This is a genomic window from Catenuloplanes japonicus (genome assembly GCF_000717135.1).
Lineage (GTDB): Bacteria > Actinomycetota > Actinomycetes > Mycobacteriales > Micromonosporaceae > Catenuloplanes > Catenuloplanes japonicus.
In genome coordinates this window covers 93,736-112,467 of sequence record NZ_JNXY01000029.1, presented here as the reverse complement: position 1 = coordinate 112,467, position 18,732 = coordinate 93,736, and the positions used below count along the sequence as shown (strand labels likewise).

Below are 18,732 nucleotides of genomic sequence, written 5' to 3'. Positions count from 1 at the left end.
CACGCGCCGGTTGCGAGAGCAAGGACTCAGTACCGGAAGTGCGACACCAGGTTCTCCAGCCGGTGCGCCATCGTCGACAGGTCGGTGACCGCGGACTGCGACTCGCCGACGCCGGACGTCGTCACCTCGGTCGCGTTCGCCAGGCCGGAGATGTTCGCCGCGATGCCGCTCGCGCCCTCGGCCGCGGCCGCGATGCTGCGGTTCATCTCCGTGGTGGTGGCGGTCTGCTCCTCGACCGCGCCCGCGATCGTGGTCTGGAACGCGCTGATCTGCGCGATCACGTGGCTGATCTCCTCGATCGCGTGCACGGCGCCGGCCGTGTCGGTCTGGATCGCCTCGACCTGCCGGGCGATGTCCTCGGTGGCCCGTGCGGTCTCCTGTGCCAGCTCCTTGACCTCGCCGGCGACGACCGCGAAGCCCTTGCCGGACTCGCCGGCCCGCGCGGCCTCGATCGTGGCGTTGAGCGCCAGCAGGTTCGTCTGGCCGGCGATCGCGGTGATCACCTTGATGACGCTGGCGATCTGGTCGGACGACTCGCCGAGCTTGCCGACCTGTGCGGTGGTGGTCTCCGCGACCTGCACGGCCTGGCCGGCGAACCGGGCGGCCTCGGTGGCGTTGTGCGCGATGTCGCGGATCGCGTTGCCCATCTCCTGCGTGCCGTTCGCGACCGCGTCGACGTTGCTGGACACGCGCGCGGCCGCCTCGGCGACGCTGTGCGCCTGGCCGGACGCGTCCGAGGCCGACTGAGACATGGTGCCGGCCGTGGTGGAGATCCGGTCCGCGGACGAGGCGACGGAGTGGGCGGCCTCGGTGACGGCCGCGACCACGCTGCGGATGTCCTTCTGCGCCTCCTCGAGCGCCTGCGCCATCTGGCCGACCTCGTCGCGGGAGCGCACGTTCGCGGCCACGGTCAGGTCGCCGGACGCCATCGCGGCGAGCGCGGTCCGCACCCGGGACAGCGGCGGCACCACGGACTGCACCACCAGGTAGGCGAACGCGGCCAGCACCACGGCCGCGACGACCACGGTCACCCACATGATGACCAGCGCCCGGTTGCTGGCGGTGGTCCGCGCCGCGTCCTCGAACGTGATGGTGTCGGCGAACAGCTGCCGCTCGTTGTCGAGCACGGCGCTGGTCAGGTAGTTGTCGACGTCGGTCTGCTCCCACGCCAGGCGCGCCTGCGACTGCTCCGCGACCGCGGCGGCCACGAACCGCGTGATCACCTGCGTGTAGTCCGCGTACACCGTCCTGATCCGCTCGACGGAGGAGGCCAGTGCGGGCGGCAGCGCGATCGCGCCGAGCTGGCCGAGCAGTTCCTCGCCCTGGGCCACGTGCGCGGACAGCAGGTCGGACTGGGCGGCCGGGTCCGCGCGGATGACCGACTGCAGGCCGCTGACCTTGAGCTCGCTGGCCAGCTGGTCGAGGCGGAGCACCAGCGCGCTGGCCGCGTTGACGTTCTCCAGCTGGTCGGAGGCCCGGTCGGCCTGCCGGTCGCTGATGATCGTGACGGTCATGCAGGTCGCGAGCGCCAGCAGGGACGCGGCCACCAGCAGCGCCAGCTTCGTGCGTACCGAGAGGTCGAGGAATCTGCTCACCGTGTCACCCCGAGATCTGTGCGGCCGTGTAGTAACCACCGTCGACCAGGACCCGCTGATAGTTGGCCTTGGTGACGGTCACCGGCTGGAGCAGGAACGTGGCGACGTCCTTGACGCCGTTGTTGTACTGCTTCGTGTCGTTCACGATCGGTTCGCCGACGCCGGTGACCAGCGAGTTGACCATCTGCACGGCGACCTTCGCGAGCTCGCGCGTGTCCTTGTAGACGGTCTGGCCCTGCTCGCCCTTGGCGATCAGCTTCACGGAGTCGATCTCCGCGTCCTGGCCGGTCAGCACCGGCAGCGCGGTCGGGGCGTAGCCGCCCTCGGTCAGCGCCTCGATGATGCCGCGCGTGATGCCGTCGTAGGGCGACAGGATCGCGTCCACCCGCCGGTTCGCATAGGTGCTGCTCAGCAGCCGGGCCATCCGCTCCTTGGCGACCTTGCCGTCCCAGCGCTGGGTGGCCACGGCCGCGAAGCTCGTCTCTCCGCTGCGCACGACCAGAGAGCCGCTGTTGATGTACGGCTGGAGCACGCTCATCGCGCCGTTGAAGAAGAACGTGGCGTTGTTGTCGTCCGCGGAGCCGGCGAACAGCTCCAGGCTGCGCGCCCCGCCGCCCCGGCCCAGGGTCTCGACGATGTAGGTCGCCTGCATCACGCCGACCTTGAAGTTGTCGAACGTGGCGTAGTACGAGATGTCGTTCGTGTCGCGGATCAGCCGGTCGTAGGAGATGACCGGGATCTTCGCGGCCGCGGCCCTGCCCAGCACGTCCTTGAGCTTGGTGCCGTCGATCGCGCCGACCACCAGCGCCTTCGCGCCGTCGTCGATCATCTGCTGGATCTGGGACACCTGCACGCCGGTGTCGTCGTCGGCGTACTGCAGCGACGTCTTGTAGCCGAGCAGGGAGAACTGGGACTGCATGTTCTCGCCGTCGCCGATCCACCGCTCGGATTTCTGGGTGGGCATCGCGAGTCCGACCAGGCCGCGGTCCGGCGCGCTGACGTCCGCCGTGTCACCGCCGCAGCCGGCCAGCGCCAGGACGAGCACCAGGCTCGCCGTGAATCTGCGGGTCATGGCCTCAGCAGACCACCACCGGGCGTCTTGAGACCCTAAAACCGGAAAAATCCTTACTTAGTACGGCACGCTCTAGTACCGCACGTATGGGCTCGTCAGGTCGTTCCAGCGCAGCCAGGACGTGATCGTGCCGCCGAGCATCAGGATCGCGTCGTAGAGCGCGTGCGCGACCATCGCGGCGATCAGCCCGTGCCCGAACGTCAGGTAGAACATCGCCATCCCGACGAACCACGAGTTCACCGTGCCGAGCCAGCCCAGATAGGAGTGCCCGTTGCGGAACCGGCCGTTCACGGTGAGCAGCGCGGCGGCCAGCAGCCAGCTCGACGCGCCGGTCAGATGGTCCTCCAGCAGGCCCAGCGTGGCGAAGTTCGCCAGCGGGATCAGCAGTGTCTCGTACAGCCACCGGATCAGCCCGAGCGTGATCCAGTTCAGTGCGGACAGGATCGGGACCATGCTGATGAAGAAGATGCAGCGGAACAGCAGCTCCTCGAAGAGCCCTGCGTTCAGGCTCAGCCACATGCCACGCCCGAACATCATGCCCGGCGGTGGTGGCGGCGCGTACTCCACCCGCGCCGCCACCACGATCGCGAAGACCGCGAACGCGGCGGCCCAGGCGAACAGCGGCCAGACCGCCAGCAGCCCGCCCGGCACGTCCGTGACCGGCCCGAACACCAGATCCACGGCCGGCCGCATCTGATCGTCGAAGAAGATCCACAGCAGCCCGAGCACGGTGAACGCCCAGGCGGTGACGCGCAGGAAGACGGCAGTGATCGCGGCCGGATGAATCTGTATCGGATCCACGACTCTCAGTGCAACAGATCAGGTCAACACCGCTCACACGGTACGCCGCAGCCACTCCTCGATCTCGGCCACGTGCACGGTCGCCCACGACCGCGCCAGCTCCGGTTCCCCGGCCGCGATCGCGTCCAGGATCGCCCGGTGCTGCTGCCGGGTCCGCCCGATCGCGTCCGCCTGCGTGCGCCCGCGCCAGGTCCGCGCGCGCACGGTCGGCCCGCTCAGCGCGTCGATCAGCGAGCACAGCACGTCGTTGCCCGCACCCGCCGCGATCCGCCGATGGAACTCCAGGTCGTTCGCGACCACGGCGTCCAGATCCTCCAGCCCGTCCAGCGCGTCCACCAGCCGGCGCAGCTCCTCCACGTCCGTCATCCGCTGGGCGGCCAGCGCGGCCGCGGCCGGCTCCAGGATGCGGCGGACCTCGAAGAACTGCAGCACGCCGGCGTCCGGATGGAAGTCGACCACGAACGCGACCGCGTCCAGCAGCAGCGCGGGGGACAGGCTCGTCACGTACGTCCCGTCGCCCTGCCGCACGTCCAGCACCCGGATCAGCGCCAGCGCCTTCACGGCCTCGCGCAGCGAACTGCGGGACAACCCGAGTCGCTCCGCGAGGTCCGCCTCCTTCGGCAGGCGATCGCCGGGCCGCAGCGTACCCGCGAGGATCATGTCCTTGATCTTCGCGATCGCGATGTCGGTGAGCGCCACGTCGTTATGCCGGCTTGGGCGGAAGACGCAGGCCGTGCACGCCGCCGTCCACCGCCAGCACCGCGCCCGTGGTCGACCCGGAGTGCGGCCCGGCCAGGTACGCGATCGCGGCCGCCACCTCGTCCGCCGCGACCAGACGACCGGTCGGCTGCCGGGCCTCCAGCGCCGCCAGCGCGGCCGCCGGGTCCTCCGCCTGCGCCATCAGCCGCCGCACCCACGGCGTGTCCGCGGTGCCCGGATTGACGCAGTTGACCCTGATCCCCTCGTGCACGTGGTCCGCGGCCATCGCCAGCGTCAGCGCCTGCACCGCGCCCTTGGTGGCGCTGTAGAGCGCACGCTGCGGCAGGCCCACGTGCGCCGCGATCGAGCAGGTGTTCACGATCGCCGCGCTCGCCGACTCGCGCAGGTGGGGGAGCGCGGCACGGGTGACCCGGACCAGGCCGGTCACGTTCACGTCCAGCACCCGCGCCCACTCGAGGTCGTCGTTGTCCTCCACGGTGCCGACCGCGCCGACCGCCGCGTTGTTGACCAGGATGTCCAGCCCGCCGAGCCGCTCCGCCGCACTGTCCACGGCCGCGCGCACCGCCTCGTCGTCCGCCACGTCCGCGGTGAACCCGATGATCGACTCCGGCAGCCCCTCCAGCACCCGGTCCAGCACCGCCACGTGCGCGCCCCGCTCGGACAGCCAGCGCGCCGTCGCCAGCCCGATCCCGGACGCGCCGCCGGTGACCAGCGCGGACAGCCCGTCGAACTCGCGCATCTCAGGCCGCCCCGAACGTCTGCCGCTGCCGCCCGAGCCCGTCGATCTCCAACTCGACGACGTCACCGGCCCGCAGGTAGGGCTTCGGCTCCGGCTGCCCGAGCGCGACACCGGCCGGGGTGCCGGTGTTGATCACATCGCCCGGATAGAGCGTCATGAACTGGGACAGGTAGCGCACGATCTCGTACACGCCGAAGACCATGTCCCTGGTGTTGCCCGCCTGCTTGGCCTCGCCGTTGACCCAGAGGCGCAGCCCCAGATCCTGCGGGTCGGCGATCTCGTCCGCGGTCACCAGCCACGGCCCCAGCGGGTTGAACGTCGCGCTGTTCTTGCCCTTGTCCCACTGCCCGCCGCGCTCCAGCTGGAACGCACGCTCGGACACGTCGTTCACCACGGCGTACCCCGCGATGCAGCCCTTCGCCTCGTCGACGTCCTTCAGGTAGGCGGCCTTCCGCCCGATCACGACGGCCAGCTCGACCTCCCAGTCCGTCTTCACGCTGTTACGCGGGATCAGCACCTCGTCAAAAGGTCCGATGACCGTGTCCGCCGCCTTCATGAACACCACCGGCTCCCCGGGCGTCTGCGCACCCGACTCCGCCGCGTGATCCCGGTAGTTCAGCCCGATGCACACCACCTTGCCGATTCTCGCCACCGGTGCGCCGATCCGCAGCCCTTCGGCCTCGATGATCGGCAGGTCATCCGGAATCTCCGCCAGCCCGCCCGCAGCCAGGAAGCGCGCGTCGACGTCACCGGTCACGCCGGACAGATCCCGCAGCCGCCCGTCCTCACCGAGCACCGCCGGCCGCTCCTCGCCGACCGGCCCCACCCGCAACAGCTTCACACCAACCACCGCCAAACATCAGATGACTAGGTACCCGCCCCACCCAACCAGCCCCCCGACATCCCGCACAAGGCCCCCAGATCAAGATCCAGTTCATTTTCCCGCTTCCGGCGTGGTGCGGCAGCGTTGCTCCCGCGGGCAAACCTCGCGCCGGGCTCCGCTGGCGCTCCGCACGACACGAGGAGCCGGTTCCGCCGTGCACCGGCAAACCCGCGGCCCGTTGCCTGACCGGAAGGCCCCCACCCGAGCACTTGAAGCCTGTGTAACTCCTATTTCACGAAATGTCGGACGTAGCGTGCCCGCAGTGCATGGCGAGGTGCTTTGACTCTCCTGGCGCGGGTGGCGCGGGGACTGACGCTATGGGCCTTAAATGGTGATATTTCGGGTGTGGAGCGTCGGCGTGGTTCCGGGGGCGCGCACCGGACCCTGGGTTGTCCTGGTGGTGCGGAGTCGGCTCCGAGCGGTGGGCCGAAGCGGAGCGATGCCGGCGGAGTCCTCGGTGCGGCGGGAGGTTCGCCCCCGGGAGCAACGGGCTGGGCCGTGCTGGAAGCGGGAAGGTCCTCGATGTCCGAGTCTCGGGATGCGGCGGGTTGGTCTCGGCTGTCGTGTTCGTGAATCCGGGGGCGGGTACGGAGGCCGGCTGTCCGCGGCGGTTGGATGGTGCTCTCGGTTGTCGCGTGCGGGGGCGCAAGGGCGGGTGAGTGGTGACGCTTTGTGATTGGGAATGCGACACAGGGCATTCGAATAAGGTTCTTACCTCTGAGTAGGGTCAAAAGCTGATCACGATCCAGTGAAAAAATGGTGTGAGTGATGACCGTGGTAATCCCGTTGTAACGTGTCTGACCTGCGGTTTTGACCGAACGGGTCTGTTGTGGACGCTTTGTGGGTCGACCTTACGCTGCGCCACATGATCAAGGGGGAGACCCACACCGGCTGGTGGCGCCGCGCGATGCTCGGCACGCTCAGCTTCGTGGTGGCCGGCACGATGGCCACCGCATGTTCGACGACGCCCGAGGCGGTCCCGGGCGGGGGCGGCGCGTCGGGCGGTCCGCTGCTCGAACCGGTCGCGGCCACGTCGCTGCTGCCGTTCGGGCCGGACGGCTTCGGGCATCTGACCGTCGACATCGCGGAGGAGGACGCGCTCGCGACCGGCGACCTGCAGCCGGACCCGATATCGACGGTGCAGAACCGGACCGTGTACTCGTTCACCGGCGGGCCGGCGCCGGACCCGGCCAAGATGGCGGAGGATCTCAAGCTTGAGGACGAGGTCGCGAAGGCGGACAACCACACGTCCACCTCGGCCGAGGCGAACGCGAACGCGGCCCAGCTGTACGCGGACTCCGCCCGCCGCACGCTCGAGCGCATGAACGCGTTCCTCGACGCCGGTGGCGCCGCCTTCCGCCGCGGCTCGCTCGACACGCTCGCGGCGCCGAAGGACGCGGCCACGGCCGAGGGCATCAAGCGTGGCTCCAAGCGCGCGGACCTGCTGGCCGCCTACGAGAACCGCGGCCTGGCCAGGGCGTCGGACGGCTCCTACCGGATGCCCGCGGGCCGCGGCTGGACCATCACGTTCGACATGGACGGCGACACCGTCAAGTTCATGTCGCTCACGAAGAAGCCGTGACCCGCCTGCCCCCTGTCGCCCCGAACAGCGGGAGGCAGGGGGCGAGTCCGGCAATCTGTGCGGGCGGATGCGGGACCGTGGCCCAGTCGGCCGCGTCCAGACGGAGACGATCGGAGATGACGGTCTCGCCGTGCAGGAGGCCCTCGGTGGTGCCGTCGTGCCGGTAGCCGAGCCGCCGGGAGACGCCCTGCGAGCCGGCGTTGTCCTGGAACACGTCGGTGAACGCGTCCTCGGCATGCAGGCCGTGGAACGCCAGGTGCAGCAGCGCGGCGCGGGCCTCGGTGCCGAAACCCTGCCGATGGTACGCGAGCCCGAGCCATGATTCGGTCCGCACGTGCCGCGTGGTCGTGAAGTCGCGTGCCTTCAGCGTGACCAGGCCGATCGGCGTGCCCTGGTGGAACGCGGCCGTCTCCAGCGCCCAGTCCTCCGGCCGCCACGCGTCGAGGCGCTGCCGGTGCTGCGCGATGACGTGCTGCGCGCGGGCGGGCGGGGCGAGGTCGGTCCACGGCGTGAGGAACGGGCGTTCGCCCGGCGGGTGAACGCCGGCCGCGGCCACGTCTCCCAGCGTGACCAGCTCGTTCTCGCTGGGAAGGCGCAGCGTGAGGCGCGGTGTGGTGACGGTGAGGCGGGGCAGCGGACCATGCATGGACGGGGATGCTGTCAGGCACGGAGCGTGGCGGCAACGGGGTTTGTCGTACCGTGGGATGCCTTTGAACTGGATCTTGATCTTGTGGTCGGATGGGGTTCATGATCGGTGACCGGGTACGAACCGTCGACTACCACACCGGCGGTGAGCCGTTCCGGATCGTGGCGGCACCGCCGGTGACCATCGCGGGCGCGACCGTGGCGGAGCGGCGCGTGTTCGCCATCGGCGATGCGGCGGTGGACGGGCTGCGGCAGGTGTTGTGTCACGAGCCGCGCGGGCATGCGGACATGTACGGCGGGTTCATCGTGCCGCCGGACGACGCGGGCGCGCAGCTGGGCGTGCTCTTCTGGCACAAGGACGGCTTCTCCACCGCGTGCGGGCACGGGACGATCGCGCTCGGCGCCTGGGCGGTCCGGTCGGGCCTGGTCGCGGCGCCGGACGACGGCGTGACGGACGTGGTGATCGACGTGCCGTCCGGGCGGGTGACCGCGCGCGTGCACACGGCCGCGGGGCGGGTGACCGCGGTCGACTTCGTGAGCGTGCCGTCGTTCGTGGTGGCGTCCTCGGTCGTGGTGCCGACGTCGCGCGGCCCGGCCGAGGTCGTGGTGAGTTACGGCGGAGCGCTGTATGCGCAGCTCCCGGCCGCCGCGGTGGGACTTGCGGTGCGGCCTGAGGATCTGACCGCGCTGATCGCTCTCGGTCGGGAGATCAAGGCGGGGCTGGCCGATCATCCGGCGTCGAGGCATCCCACGGACGACCGGTTGAGCGGGATCTACGGCGTCATCTTCCATGAGGAGGCCGACGGGGCCCGGCATCAGCGCAACGTGACGATCTTCGCGGACGGCGAGGTGGACCGGTCGCCCTGCGGGTCCGGGACGGCCGCGCGGGTGGCGACGCTGGCCGAGGACGGGACGCTGAAGGCCGGGGAGACGCTGCTGCACGAGTCGATCGTGGGGTCGCGGTTCACGGCGCGGTTCACGACGGCCGGCGAGTCCGTGCTTCCGGTGATCACCGGGATGGCGTATCCGACCGGGGAGCACGAGTTCGTGATCGACCCGGAGGACCCGATGACGCCCGGATTCGTGCTGCGATGATCCCGTATCTGTCCGCCGACGAGGTGTTCGCGCGGCTCAGGCCGGCCGATGCGGTCGCGGCGGTGCTGTCGGCGCTGCGTGACGGGCTCGACCCGGCCGCCGGCGTGCCACGATCGGCCGTCCCGCTGGCGCACGGCGACCTGCTGCTGATGCCGGCCGAGTCGGCGCGGCACGCGGGCGTCAAGCTGGCCACGGTCGCGCCGGACAACCCGTCCCGCGGGCTGCCACGGATCGCCGCGCTCTATGCCCTCTTCGACGCGGAAACCCTGCAACCGAAGGCCGTCATCGACGGTACGGCGCTGACGACGCTCCGCACCCCGGCCGTGTCGGTGGCGGCGGTGCACCCGTTCCTGCCGGGCGCGCCGCGCGTGGTGGTGTTCGGCGGCGGGCCGCAGGCGGCCGGGCACGTGGCGACGCTGGCGGACGTGGTGGAGCCCGCCTCGGTGACGGTGGTGACCCGCGGCGGCGTGGCTCATGCGTTCCCACCGGGCACGATCTCGCTCCGCGCCGGCAGCCCCGAGGTCGGCGACGCCCTGCGCGCGGCCGACGTCGTGGTCTGCGCGACCACCGCCCGGACCCCGCTCTTCGACTCGGCCCTGCTCCCGGACAGCGCGATCGTCGTCGCCGTCGGCTCGCACGAGCCGGACGCCCGCGAGGTCGACGCCGCGCTCTGCGCCCGCGCCACCGTCATCGTCGAGGACCGCGCCACCGCGCTGCGCGAATGCGGCGACCTCGTCATGGCGATCGCCGAAGGCGCGCTGACCCCGGAACGCCTGCTCCCGATGGCCGACGTCGTCCGCGGCGCCGTCCCGGTCCCCTCCGGTCGCCCCGTCCTGTTCAAGGGCTCAGGCATGTCCTGGCAGGATCTCGTTGTCGCGGAGGCCCTGCTGACGCATTGATGTTCACTGTGGACCAACCTGTGGTGATCGGCCTACGCTGCGTCGATGGACAAGCCGAGCGTGGCGCGGATGTACGACTACTACCTGGGCGGACAGCACCACACCGCCGTCGACCGCGAGGCCGGCGACCGCATGCTCGAGGCCATCCCCACGCTGCGGCAGATCGCGCACGCGAACCGCGCGTTCCTGAGGCGCGTCGTCGGCCACCTCGCCGCGGCCGGTGTGCGGCAGTTCCTCGACATCGGCTCCGGCATCCCGGCGTCCGGCAACGTGCACGAGGTCGCGCAGGCGGTCGCGCCGGGCAGCCACACGCTCTACGTCGATCTCGACCCGGAGGCGGTCGCGCTGAGCAACACGCTGCTGCGCGGCAACGAGGACGCGGCCGCGATCCAGGCGGACCTGGCGACGCCGGCCGACATCCTGGACCATCCGGAGTGCGAGCGGCTGATCGATCCGGCGAAGCCGACCGCGCTGCTGTTCCTGTCCGTGCTGCAGTTCGCGCCGGACGAGGACGTGGTGCCCGCGGTCCGCACGCTCCGGGACGCGCTCGCCCCGGGCAGCTACCTGGCGCTCACCCATCCGGTCGCGCCGCCGGAGGACGACCCGAGCGCGGCGATCCGCACGGTGTACCAGCCGACCGGCACCCGCACGGTCGGCGCTCGCTCGCACGCGCAGCTGCTGGCGCTGTTCGGCGACTACGTGCCGGTCGCGCCGGGCCTGGTCCCGGTCACGCACTGGCATCCGGACGGCGATCCGGGCGAGGCGGACCCGCGCGCGATGCCGATGGTCGCCGGGCTGGCCCGCAAACCGATGTGACAGGGAACGCGGGTGTTCCCTGTCGCTTAAGGTCGGGGGAGGATCCTCCTACCGAGGAGAACGATGAAGGCCGAAGATCAGCGCGCCCTGCGGATGCTGTTCGTCACGTCGCACCCGGTGCTGCCCGTCACCGCCCGGGTCGCGCTGACGCTCGCGCTGGTCAGCGACCTGAGCACCACCGAGATCGCCGACGCCTACCGGATCGCCGAGCCGACCGTCGCGCGCCGCATCCGGTCCGGGAAGCGCACGCTCGCGGCCGCCGGCGTCCCGTTCGCGCTGCCGTCCGGCCCCGAGCGCGCGGACCGCCTGCGGTCGGTCCTCGAGGTGCTGCGCCTGATCTACGTCGAGGGTGACCTGCGGGAGGAGGCGCTGCGGCTCGCCCGCATGCTCGCGCAGCTGCTGCCCGCGGAGACCGAGGTCAGCGACCTGATCGCCCGTCTGGACCAGCCACGAGCAGACCACCACGGGGGTACGCTCCGCGACAGCACCCGAGACTTCCTGGCCGGACGCGCCGCGAGCACCCGGCGCTCCTACGCCCAGACGCTCGACCGCCTCCGCACGGCGCTCGGCGACGACACGCCGCTGACCGCGCTCACCGCCGACCGGCTCGCCCGCGCCTGCCGCACCGCCTGGAACACCACCGCCCCCGCCACCTGGAACCGGCACCGGGCCACGGTCCGCTCGTTCGCCGCCTGGGCCGGACTGCCCGGCCTCGCCACCGGCCTGGAACGGCGGGCCGACGCCCGCACCCCAGGGGCGCCGCCGACCCGCGCCGAGGTGCTGGCGCTCGGCGCGGACCCGGCCCACCCGCTGCGCGACCGCACGCTGTGGCTGATGCTGCACGAGTCCGGCGCGCCGGTGACCACCGTGCTCGGCCTCGACGTCCAGGATCTCGACCTCGACGACCGTCACGCTCCGGCCAAGGGCGTGACCTGGCGTTCCGCGACCGCGCGCCTGCTGCCGGAGCTGATCGGCACGCGTACCCGCGGCCCGCTCTTCCTCACCGGCCGCCGCCCCGGTCCGGCCCGCACCCCGGCGGACGCGGCCGACCTCTGCCCGGACACCGGCCGGCGCCGCCTCTCCTACGAGCGCGCCGCCTACCTGTGCAAACGCGCGACCGGCAGCACGCTCAGCCGGCTCAGCCCCACGCAGTCCTAGAACGGACCGGCGCACCCCGGCGGGCCGCTGACATGGCCGGTTCCTGAGGCCGCTCGGGCTGGTAGATGACGAGCAGCTGGCCGGTGGCGCCGCGCACGTCGAGGGCCTGGGACACGAACGAGAGCGGTCCGGCGTCCGGATGGTCGATGTGGATCGCGTCCTGGGTCTTGCCGTAGACGGCCTGCGACGACCACAGCGCGCCGAAGTCCTCGCTGCCCGCGCGCAGCGCGCCCACCAGCTCGCGCAGCCGGGGATAGTCCGGGTCGAGGCCGGAGGCGTGGCGCAGTCCGGCCACGACCGACGCGGCGAACTCGTCCCATCGGACGAAGAACCGCCGGGCGGCCGGGTCGAGGAAGGTCATCCGGGCCAGGTTGTCCACCGTCTGGAACGGGGAGAACAGCGCCCCGGCCGGCGCGTTCAGCGCCACGAAGTCCTTCGCCGGGTTCAGGACGAACGCGGGGGCGGACGCGTACCCGTCGAGCAGATCCCGCAACGGCCCGCTGACCGACTCCCGCGGCGTCCGGCGGGTGCCGGGGTGGAAGGCGTCTTCGAGGGGACGCCGCTGTCCGCGCTGCGCGCCCAGTTCGAGGTGAACGTGTTCGGTGCGGCGGCCACGGTGCAGGCCGTGCTGCCTCGGCTCCGACGCGCTGCGCGTGGCCCGTACCGCCCGCGCGGCCGTCGACCGGGACCTCGACATGTGGGAGAACCTGTCGCTCTCCACCGACTTCCGGTAGATCACAGCTGATCCAAGGCCGCTTGGGTGGCGACGCCACCAGTGTCATGCCGTGACGTGCTGCCCGCGGGGATCGCGGCCGATGAAGGCGACCAGCCGGTCCACTGCCGGGGCGTCCGCGCCGATCTCGATCTCGTGGCCGAACATCTTGTCCGGCCCGCGGTACTCGGGGGTCAGCATGCCGCGGGCCGCGTCGAGACCGGCCTGCGCCTCCGCGTCCGTGAACGGCACCGGCTGCCCGGTGGCGACCGCGAGATCCCAGCCGTGACCGACGTACTCGATCAGCATCATGCCGAGCACCATCGTGCCGGGCAGCTCGGACGACACCAGCCGCACCGGCCGCTCCGCCGCCCCGTCCCGGAACGCCGCGACCGCTCGCCGCCCGGCCTCGGCAAACTCTGCCGCCGGATCCGCACCGCACCGGTAGGCCGTCGGATCCTCCGTGTGCTCGTCCCCGGCCGCGCGGGCCGCGAACATCCGCAGCCAGCCCACGAGATGATCGACGAGCGCGGCCACGTCGAACTCCGGGCACGGCGTCGGCAGCCCTCGCTGCCCCGCCTCCACCCCCGCGATGAGCACCGTCGTCTTCTCCACCACAGATGCCAGATCATCGGCGTCAGCAGGCATGACCACCCTCCTCAGGCTCGGCGAACATCCCCCGATGCTAGAGCCGGCCTACGCTGCCTTCTTGGACAAACGCGACATCGACCGGCCCGCCGCCCGCAGGCCGGGGCGCGAGCGGGCCGTCCCACGACCAGCGTGGAATCGTGAGTCCGGTGGGGACGTCGTCGGCGGAGTCCGGGTAGCGGGAGATGGGGCCGGTGGTGGTGGCCCAGGCGAAGTAGTCGTGGAGCACGCGCGCGACGGGGGCGGCCAGGCCCACGTCGGTGAGCGCGGCGTCGAAGGCGGCGATGGCGCGGCGGTCCATCTCGTTGTGGTGGCCGTTGCCGGCGTGCATGCGGACGACGGAGGTCTCGTCGCCGAAGGTGCCGGTGTACGCATCAGGGCCGCCGAGGGCCTCGGACCAGTAGGCGGCCAGGTGGGCGCTGTGGTCGGGGTGGTGGCCGTGGCTGAAGGCGTGGCTGACCACCTCGTCGGCGAGGACGCGGGCGTGCCAGGCGTGGGCCAGCCGCAGCAGGCCGTCGTGACCGCCGGCGGCCTCGTAGACGGTGGTCATCGCAGCGCCTCGTAGTACGGCTGCATGGCGGGGAAGTAGTCGTCGAAGGACGGGGACGGGACGCCGGCCAGCAGGTCGAGGTAGTACTCCCAGCCGGGACCGATCGAGCCGATGCCCTCGGTGGTGGTCAGGTGGTGCACGAAACTCAGGGTCGAGTCCGGTGAGAGCAGCAGCTCCACCTGCCACCCGCCGGACTCGTCGAGGCCGGTCAGGGCCAGCCGCCGTTCCGGCTCGCACGCGTCGATGCGCATGTCGAACCAGGGTTTGCCCTCCTCGTACGCCATCTGGACCTTGATCGTGGCTCCTGGAGCGCCGTCGCCGGTCCAGGTGCCGAACCAGCGCGCGGTCCGGTCCGGCTCGGTGAGCTCGGCCCACAGCTCGGCGATGGGGAGGTCGAACGTGCGGGTGAGGATGAGGTCCGTGCCGTCGAGCCGGCCGGTGGGTGCGGAGGTCATGCCCCGATCATGTCGCAGATCGGGGCGGGAGACCGAGCGCGACTCGAAAACCCTCACGACCGGGTGATGCGGTAACGCAGCGTCAGGAACGGCAGGCCGTAGAGGGAGAACGCGTGGGTGGCCCGCAGCGCGCCGTCCGGGTCCGCGAAGACGTCGAGGCGCTCGGCGAAGCCGTGCACGGCGAGCGTGGTGAGTTCCTGGCTCTCCGCGTCGACGTAGGTCAGGTAGTGGCCGGGGTGCTATTTCATGAAATATCGGGCGCGGAGTGCCCGTTGATCGAGGCGGGTCCGGACCTCGACGCCAAAGGCCCGGTAGGTGCCGAGACCATGCCGAACCGTCACCGGAAGTCGGCAGCATGGTCACGTGCCCACTCGGCGTACGGCCGCGCCGCCCTGCCCGTGACCGTCTCGACATCGGGCGAGACCCACGCGTTCGTGTCCGGGTTCTGCCCCATCTCGAGGAACCAGTCGATGATCTGCGCCGGATACACCGCTTCCCATTGCTCCCGCGCCTGCTCCGGCGTCAGCTCCACGAACGTGACCTCCCGCCCGATCGCCTCGCCGATCTGCCGGACCGCTTCGGCCCGCCGCACCGCGACCGGCCCGGTCGGGATGTAGACGCGCCCGGCGTGCCCGTCCTCGGTCAGCGCGACCCGCGCCACCGCCGCGATGTCGGCCTCGTGCACCAGCGCCGACCGCCACTCCGGGAACGGCGCCCGCACCTCGTTCGACGCGCGGATCATCGCCGCCCACTCCCGCGTGTTGGTCGCGAACTCGCCCGGGAACAGGTGCGTCCACTCCATCGAGGACGCCTCGATCGTGCGGCGCAGCGACCGGTGCGCGGTCTCCAGCGGATCGTCGTCGTCGCGACTGAAGTCGTCGTGACCGAGATGGGTCAGTCGCCGCACGCCCGCCTCCTCGGCCAGCGCCACGATCTCGGCCCCGGCCGGCCCGACCGCGCCGCCCATCGCGACCAGATGCATCCGCGCGACACCACGCAGCGCCGGGACCAGGGTCTTCGGATCGTCGAAGTCGCCGGCCACGACCTCGACGGTGGACGGCAGCGCGCGGGCGGCCGGGCCGGACGGATCACGGGTGAGCGCGCGGACGTCGTGCCCGGCCGCGGCGAGCTGGCGGACCAGCGCGCCGCCGACCGCGCCGGTCGCGCCGGTGACGAGAATCGGCATGCCATTCATGAGAACACATGCAAAACGCGAACAACCTGTTCACTTCTACGTCCTGAGCTGCCGGAACAGCTCAGGAAAATCGTCGGAGACGCAGGCTGTTCGCGACCACGAAGACGGACGAGAACGCCATCGCCGCGCCCGCGATCATCGGGTTCAGCAGGCCTGCGGCCGCGAGCGGCAGCCCGGCCAGGTTGTAGGCGAACGCCCAGAACAGGTTGCCCCGGATGATCGTCAGCGTGCGCCGGGACAGCCTGATCGCGTCCGCGGCCGCGGTCAGGTCGCCGCGCACCAGCGTCAGGTCCGCGGCCTCGATCGCCACGTCCGTGCCGGTGCCCATCGCGAGCCCGAGGTCGGCCTGGGCGAGCGCGGCCGCGTCGTTCACGCCGTCCCCGACCATGGCCACGACCCTGCCCTCGGCCTGCAGTTTCTTGACCGCGTCGACCTTGCCGGCCGGCAGCACGCCCGCGATCACGTCGTCGGGAGCGATGCCGACCTCGGCCGCGACCGTCCGCGCCACGGCGGCGTTGTCGCCGGTCAGCAGCACCGGCCGGAGCCCGAGCCGCCTCAGGCGCACGATCGCGTCCGCGCTGGTGGGCTTGACCCGGTCGGCGACCGCGAACACGCCGCGCGCCTCGCCGTCCCACCCGGCCACCACCGCGGTCCGGCCCTGCGCCTCGGCGGTCTCAAGAGCAGAGACGAGCAGCGGGGGTACGACGAGAGCGCGCTCCTCCATCAGGGCCGGGCGGCCGATCACGATCTCGCGGCCGTCGACCTCTGCCCGTACCCCCAGGCCTTCAAGGTTGTGGAAGTTGACGACCGGCGGCAGGCCGGTGTGACCGAAAGCGATCGCGGCCCCGATCGGGTGCTCGGACGCGGACTCGACCGCGGCCGCGAGCCTGGTCAGCTCCGCCGCGTCCTGGCCGGGCGCCGGGATCGTGTCGGCCAGCGTCATCCGGCCCTCGGTGACGGTGCCGGTCTTGTCCAGCAGGATCGTATCGGCGCGGCGGGTCAGTTCCAGCACCTCAGGGCCCTTGATCAGGATGCCGAGCTGCGCGCCGCGGCCGGTGCCGACCAGCAGCGCGGTCGGCGTGGCCAGGCCGAGCGCGCACGGGCAGGCGATGATCAGCACGGCGACCGCGGCCGTGAACGCGGCGGTCCAGCCGGCGCCGGTGCCGACCCACCAGCCGAGCGTGCCGGCCGCCAGCGCGATCACCACGGGCACGAACACGCCGGAGATCCGGTCCGCGAGGCGCTGCACGTCGGCCTTGCCGGCCTGCGCCTCCTCGACGAGCCGGGCCATCTGCGCGAGGCGGGTGTCCGCGCCGACCCGGGTGGCGCGCACGGTGAGCCGGCCACCCGCGTTGACGGTCGCGCCGGTCACGGCGTCACCGGGCCGGACCTCCACCGGCACTGACTCGCCGGTCAGCATGCTGGCGTCCACGGCGGACGTGCCGTCCTCGATCACGCCGTCCGTGGCGATCTTCTCGCCGGGGCGTACCAGGAAAAGGTCGTCGGGTCTGAGATCCTGCACGGGGATGCGGGTCTCGGTGCCGTCGCGGAGCACGGCCACGTCCTTCGCGCCCATGTCCAGCAGCGCGCGCAGCGCGGCCCCGGCCCGCCGCTTGGATCGGTGCTCGATGTAGCGGCCGGTCAGCAGGAACGTGGTGACGCCCGCGGCCGCCTCGAGGTAGATGTTGGCGGCGCCGTCGGACGGCCCGATGTCCAGCCGGAACGGGTGGACCATGCCGGGCTCGCCCGCGGTGCCGAGGAACAGCGCCCACAGCGACCAGCCGAACGCCGCGATCGTGCCCAGCGACACCAGCGTGTCCATGGTCGCGGCGCCGTGCCGCAGGTTGATCGCGGCGGCGCGGTGGAACGGCCAGCCGCCGTAGACCACGACCGGCGCGGCCAGCGTCAGCGACGCCCACTGCCAGTAGGTGAACTGCCAGGCAGGAACCATGGCCAGAAGAATCACGGGTACGGAGAGCACGGCCGAGATGATCAGCCGGGTCCGCAGCGGGTCCGTGACCTGCTGTTCCTCCACCGGCGCGGCGGGCAGCGCGGCCGTGTAACCGGTCTTCTCCACGGTGGCGATCAGGTCGTCCGCGCTCACGTTCTTCGCGACGGTCGCGGTGGCCTTCTCCGTGGCGTAGTTGACGGTCGCGGTCACGCCGTCCATCCGGTTGAGCTTCTTCTCGATGCGGTTCGCGCAGGCGGCGCAGGTCATGCCGCCGATCGCGAGCTCGATGCGCTGCGTGTCAGCCATGGGTGTGCCCCGGCTCCCCGTGCTCGGTGGTGATGGTGAACGCCGCGGTCCGGACCGTGCCGCGGTGCTGGAAGTCGAGGAACAGCCGGTACGTGCCCGGCGACGGGATCTCCGCCGTGAACCGCAGGCCGGGTCCGTCCTCCGGGTGGACGTGCAGGTAGCCGAGGTCGCCGTCGCGGAGCGCGATCAGGTGGCCGTTCGCCCCGAGGTACGGCTCCAGGTCGGTGACCGGCGCACCGTCCCGGCTGACCGTGAACGTGAACGCGCCGGTCTGCGCGTCGCCGTCCAGCGTGACGGTGTAGCCGTCGACCTCGTCCCGGAAGCCGGGGCCGGGCAGCGGTGCCGGCCGGTAGTCGCCGGCGGCCGGCACGTCCGCGCCCAGCGTCAGCGGTTCGTCGCGACCGGTCGGACGGAAGTCGGCGAACACGCGGTAGTCGCCCGGCGCCGCGACCTTCAGCGGGGTCTGCCAGGTGCCGTCCGGCGCGCGCTCCGGGTGGAGGTGCTGGTAGCCGGTCAGGTCCCGGCGGACCACGATCAGGTGCAGGTCGCGCTCGTGCGTGGGCGTGAACGCGGTGACCGTGGCCTCGTCCGGCCCGATGATCCGGAACCGGAACGGCTGCGTGTCCGTGCTGCTCAGCGCGTCGGTGAGCGGGGCCAGGCGGTAGCCGTCCTGCGCGATGGCGAGGCCGCCGGCCTCGTGGCCCTCGGCCTCGTGGCCGTCGGTGCCGTGTGCGCCGTCGCTGTGGGTGTCGTGTGTGGCGGGCGGGGGCGCGGTCACGTCCGGGCCGACCACGCGGCCGAGGCCGAGCGCGGCGCCGAAGACCGCGACCAGGCCCAATCCGAAGCCGGCGAGTCGTACGGGAGTGTTCACGGCTCCGACTCTAGCCATACCCCCTGGGGGTATCAAGGG

The 18,732-nt window shown here is 71.7% G+C and carries 20 protein-coding genes; 5 read left to right on the top strand and 15 right to left on the bottom strand.

Translation table 11 applies throughout. The annotated features are described in order from the left end of the window. Positions 1–26: 26 nt before the first annotated feature. From OP04_RS34900 to OP04_RS34875, 6 genes are all read right to left on the bottom strand, one after another. Entirely contained in the window at positions 27–1,595 is a 1,569-nt protein-coding gene (locus OP04_RS34900) for a methyl-accepting chemotaxis protein (protein WP_033344186.1), read from the bottom strand. A gap of 4 nt (positions 1,596–1,599) precedes the next feature. Beyond that, the gene (chvE, locus tag OP04_RS34895) at positions 1,600–2,667 is read right to left on the bottom strand and encodes a multiple monosaccharide ABC transporter substrate-binding protein (RefSeq protein ID WP_033344185.1); all 1,068 of its coding nucleotides are present in this window, start codon (positions 2,665–2,667) and stop codon (positions 1,600–1,602) included. A gap of 72 nt (positions 2,668–2,739) precedes the next feature. After that, the gene (locus tag OP04_RS34890) at positions 2,740–3,468 is read right to left on the bottom strand and encodes a hypothetical protein (protein WP_033344184.1); all 729 of its coding nucleotides are present in this window, start codon (positions 3,466–3,468) and stop codon (positions 2,740–2,742) included. Positions 3,469–3,501: 33 nt separating this feature from the next. Then, a complete protein-coding gene (locus OP04_RS34885; protein WP_033344183.1) occupies positions 3,502–4,167 on the bottom strand; it encodes a FadR/GntR family transcriptional regulator in 666 nt (221 codons plus the stop codon). 4 nt (positions 4,168–4,171) lie between these two features. Beyond that, positions 4,172–4,927, bottom strand: coding sequence for an SDR family NAD(P)-dependent oxidoreductase (locus tag OP04_RS34880; protein ID WP_033344182.1), 756 nt, complete (start codon positions 4,925–4,927; stop codon positions 4,172–4,174). 1 nt (position 4,928) lies between these two features. Continuing rightward, positions 4,929–5,768 (bottom strand): fumarylacetoacetate hydrolase family protein, encoded by an 840-nt coding sequence (locus OP04_RS34875; RefSeq protein ID WP_033344181.1) that lies wholly within the window; start codon positions 5,766–5,768, stop codon positions 4,929–4,931. Positions 5,769–6,675: 907 nt separating this feature from the next. Between OP04_RS34875 and OP04_RS50460 the strand changes: the two genes are divergently transcribed. Then, positions 6,676–7,392 carry a hypothetical protein gene (locus tag OP04_RS50460; RefSeq protein WP_051799552.1) on the top strand — a complete coding sequence of 239 codons (717 nt, stop codon included), beginning with the start codon at positions 6,676–6,678 and terminating at the stop codon, positions 7,390–7,392. Here the strand turns inward: OP04_RS50460 and OP04_RS34865 are convergent. Beyond that, positions 7,376–8,038, bottom strand: coding sequence for a GNAT family N-acetyltransferase (locus tag OP04_RS34865; RefSeq protein WP_033344180.1), 663 nt, complete (start codon positions 8,036–8,038; stop codon positions 7,376–7,378). The two genes, OP04_RS50460 and OP04_RS34865, sit on opposite strands and share 17 nt — an antisense overlap. A gap of 92 nt (positions 8,039–8,130) precedes the next feature. On the opposite strand from OP04_RS34865, the gene OP04_RS34860 reads away from it, so the two are divergent. The 4 genes from OP04_RS34860 to OP04_RS34845 all read left to right on the top strand — a co-directional run bounded on the left by OP04_RS34860 (position 8,131) and on the right by OP04_RS34845 (position 12,005). Next, positions 8,131–9,132 carry a proline racemase family protein gene (locus tag OP04_RS34860; RefSeq protein WP_198154081.1) on the top strand — a complete coding sequence of 334 codons (1,002 nt, stop codon included), beginning with the start codon at positions 8,131–8,133 and terminating at the stop codon, positions 9,130–9,132. Beyond that, the gene (locus tag OP04_RS34855) at positions 9,129–10,031 is read left to right on the top strand and encodes an ornithine cyclodeaminase family protein (RefSeq protein WP_033344179.1); all 903 of its coding nucleotides are present in this window, start codon (positions 9,129–9,131) and stop codon (positions 10,029–10,031) included. The genes OP04_RS34860 and OP04_RS34855 overlap by 4 nt, the downstream gene beginning before the upstream one ends. Positions 10,032–10,076: 45 nt before the next feature. After that, entirely contained in the window at positions 10,077–10,847 is a 771-nt protein-coding gene (locus OP04_RS34850; RefSeq protein ID WP_033344178.1) for an SAM-dependent methyltransferase, read from the top strand. 63 nt (positions 10,848–10,910) lie between these two features. Continuing rightward, on the top strand, positions 10,911–12,005 hold the full coding sequence (locus OP04_RS34845; RefSeq protein ID WP_033344177.1) for a site-specific integrase: 1,095 nt from the start codon (positions 10,911–10,913) through the stop codon (positions 12,003–12,005). Here the strand turns inward: OP04_RS34845 and OP04_RS54960 are convergent. The 8 genes from OP04_RS54960 to OP04_RS34810 form a co-directional block, all read right to left on the bottom strand. After that, entirely contained in the window at positions 11,986–12,702 is a 717-nt protein-coding gene (locus OP04_RS54960; RefSeq protein ID WP_198154080.1) for an MmyB family transcriptional regulator, read from the bottom strand. The two genes, OP04_RS34845 and OP04_RS54960, sit on opposite strands and share 20 nt — an antisense overlap. 81 nt (positions 12,703–12,783) lie before the next feature. Then, positions 12,784–13,365, bottom strand: coding sequence for a TIGR03086 family metal-binding protein (locus OP04_RS34835; RefSeq protein WP_085067007.1), 582 nt, complete (start codon positions 13,363–13,365; stop codon positions 12,784–12,786). Positions 13,366–13,402: 37 nt separating this feature from the next. Next, positions 13,403–13,915, bottom strand: coding sequence for a globin domain-containing protein (locus OP04_RS34830; protein WP_085067006.1), 513 nt, complete (start codon positions 13,913–13,915; stop codon positions 13,403–13,405). Beyond that, positions 13,912–14,370: an SRPBCC family protein gene (locus tag OP04_RS34825; protein WP_033344176.1), complete on the bottom strand. Its 459-nt coding sequence runs from the start codon at positions 14,368–14,370 to the stop codon at positions 13,912–13,914. Before OP04_RS34825 ends, OP04_RS34830 begins: the two co-directional genes overlap by 4 nt. A 53-nt stretch (positions 14,371–14,423) precedes the next feature. Continuing rightward, the gene (locus tag OP04_RS56580; RefSeq protein ID WP_269746725.1) at positions 14,424–14,549 is read right to left on the bottom strand and encodes a hypothetical protein; all 126 of its coding nucleotides are present in this window, start codon (positions 14,547–14,549) and stop codon (positions 14,424–14,426) included. Positions 14,550–14,707: 158 nt separating this feature from the next. Beyond that, a complete protein-coding gene (locus tag OP04_RS34820) occupies positions 14,708–15,556 on the bottom strand; it encodes an NmrA family NAD(P)-binding protein (protein ID WP_033344175.1) in 849 nt (282 codons plus the stop codon). A 70-nt stretch (positions 15,557–15,626) separates the two neighbouring features. Next, on the bottom strand, positions 15,627–17,822 hold the full coding sequence (locus tag OP04_RS34815) for a heavy metal translocating P-type ATPase (protein WP_033344174.1): 2,196 nt from the start codon (positions 17,820–17,822) through the stop codon (positions 15,627–15,629). Further along, positions 17,815–18,693: a hypothetical protein gene (locus tag OP04_RS34810; RefSeq protein ID WP_051799548.1), complete on the bottom strand. Its 879-nt coding sequence runs from the start codon at positions 18,691–18,693 to the stop codon at positions 17,815–17,817. Before OP04_RS34810 ends, OP04_RS34815 begins: the two co-directional genes overlap by 8 nt. Positions 18,694–18,732 lie beyond the last annotated feature (39 nt).